4 protein-coding genes are annotated in these 1,603 nt (G+C 62.1%); all 4 read right to left on the bottom strand.

From position 1 onward, the window contains the following. Positions 1-126: 126 nt before the first annotated feature. Positions 127-426, bottom strand: a complete 300-nt coding sequence (locus Q8K99_09365) for a type II toxin-antitoxin system RelE/ParE family toxin (protein MDP2182762.1) — start codon at positions 424-426, stop codon at positions 127-129. Then, on the bottom strand, positions 423-704 hold the full coding sequence (locus Q8K99_09360; GenBank protein ID MDP2182761.1) for a type II toxin-antitoxin system Phd/YefM family antitoxin: 282 nt from the start codon (positions 702-704) through the stop codon (positions 423-425). Before Q8K99_09360 ends, Q8K99_09365 begins: the two co-directional genes overlap by 4 nt. 162 nt (positions 705-866) lie before the next feature. After that, on the bottom strand, positions 867-1,205 hold the full coding sequence (locus Q8K99_09355) for a type II toxin-antitoxin system RelE/ParE family toxin (GenBank protein MDP2182760.1): 339 nt from the start codon (positions 1,203-1,205) through the stop codon (positions 867-869). Continuing rightward, positions 1,172-1,408: an addiction module protein gene (locus tag Q8K99_09350; protein ID MDP2182759.1), complete on the bottom strand. Its 237-nt coding sequence runs from the start codon at positions 1,406-1,408 to the stop codon at positions 1,172-1,174. The genes Q8K99_09355 and Q8K99_09350 overlap by 34 nt, the downstream gene beginning before the upstream one ends. Positions 1,409-1,603: the final 195 nt, after the last annotated feature.

The raw sequence follows: 1,603 nt of genomic DNA, 5'->3' as shown, positions 1-1,603 counted from the left end.
CAACCAGCGGGCGGTGAAGCGCAAGATGAGCAGCTACGCCGTATGCACGAGGCCGAGGCTGCATTGGCCGCCGGTGAACGTATCCGAGAGCGTTCGGATACTTAAGTGAACTGCATTGGGGCTAGGTCAGTCCCGAGACGTGAACTCGTCTTCGTCCACGAGCTGGCTCGCCCGCCTCACTGTGAGCACGTCCACGTCAGTTCCCACCTCGTAGAACACCCGAAAGTCGCCGAAGACGAGCTCACGAATGCCCGGTGTCGCGACGTCTCGTCCCGGCTTGCCCAGAGAAGGGAAGTCCCCCAACGCTTCAACGGTCTCGAATATCTCGTCGACCCAGCGCCCAGAAGCCTGAGGACTGTCCTGTGCGATGTATCGCGCGATCTCCGTCACGCGTCTGCGCGCACGCTTGGACCAAACGACCTTCATGCGCGCAGGGCTTTCAAGACCTCAGCCTTCGCTTCATCGTGCGGCAAGCCTTCCCCGGCGGCGATCTCCGCCCGTGCGACCTCGATGTCATCGAGAATCGCGAGTCGCTCACGCATCACCTCGAACTCCCGGATGTCGACGACCACGGCGACGCCGCGTCCATGCTGTGTGAGGACGAGCGGACGCCGCGTGTCGCTCACCTTCTTGATGAAAGAGGCGACGCCGGATCGGAATTCCGAGAGGGGACGGATGTCCTCATCGAGACGCAGCGGCTGCATGATGATCTCCCTAGTACGCCATATCGTACCACTTAGCGTACGCCAGAGGAGATTGACGCGCAAGGCGGTCATCGGGAATCTGACCTAACGTGTTGCGGCATGAGCCGCGCCGCTTGAGTTTCACGGTGGCCGATGAAGTGCGAAGTCGGCTCGATGCGCGGGTTAGCGATCACCGCGCAAGCGATCCTGCCACCTGCCTGGATCCTGGCGCGCGTGCATGCAGGCAACGACCCTGACGAACCGCTCGTCGATGAAGAAGAAGAGGCCGTATGGGAAGCGTCCGAGCAAAGCGCGTCGTGCATCACCATGGACTACAGGGAAGCGTGCTGGCTGGGTCTCCACATGGGCCAGGCATTGTTCGACCATGTCGAGGAACTGCGACCCCAAGGCAGGGGACTTGTCGCTGTACCAGGCGGCGGCGTCCGCGATGTCGTCTTGGGCCTCTTGCCAGACATCAAGCTCGAAGCTCACAAGCAACCCCGGAGTCGCTCCTCGATGCATGCGCGAGCCTCACTCCACGGGGTGGCGGGCTGCGGATTGAGTCTGTGGGCCTCGATTCGGCGGTCGAGTTCATCGCGCTGTGCCGCAGTCACGGGAACGTCATCCTCAGATGCGGCGATGCTGTCCCACAGATCCTCAACAAGCTGGATGCGCTCGGGAACCGAGAGTGCGTCGAAGTCGAAGCTGTGTGCTGTATTGCTCATAGGGTGAGTGTGCCCGCTCCGGGTAGCTTTGGCAACGGGCGGGGTCTGTGCATCGCTAGTCACCATGAGATGGCCGGCCCGAATCCGCGTATAACGTGGATCATCCGCGGGAACACGCCCGCGGTGCCGACACACGGAGGGACCGGCCATGCAACAGCTTACCCATATCGGGCTGGACGTGCACAAGGAGACCAT

The sequence above is a fragment of the Actinomycetota bacterium genome, assembly GCA_030682655.1.
In the GTDB taxonomy this organism is placed as follows: Bacteria; Actinomycetota; Coriobacteriia; order Anaerosomatales; family JAUXNU01; genus JAUXNU01.
The sequence above is the reverse complement of the archived record's forward strand: the minus strand, read 5'-3'. Positions and strand labels throughout refer to the sequence as shown.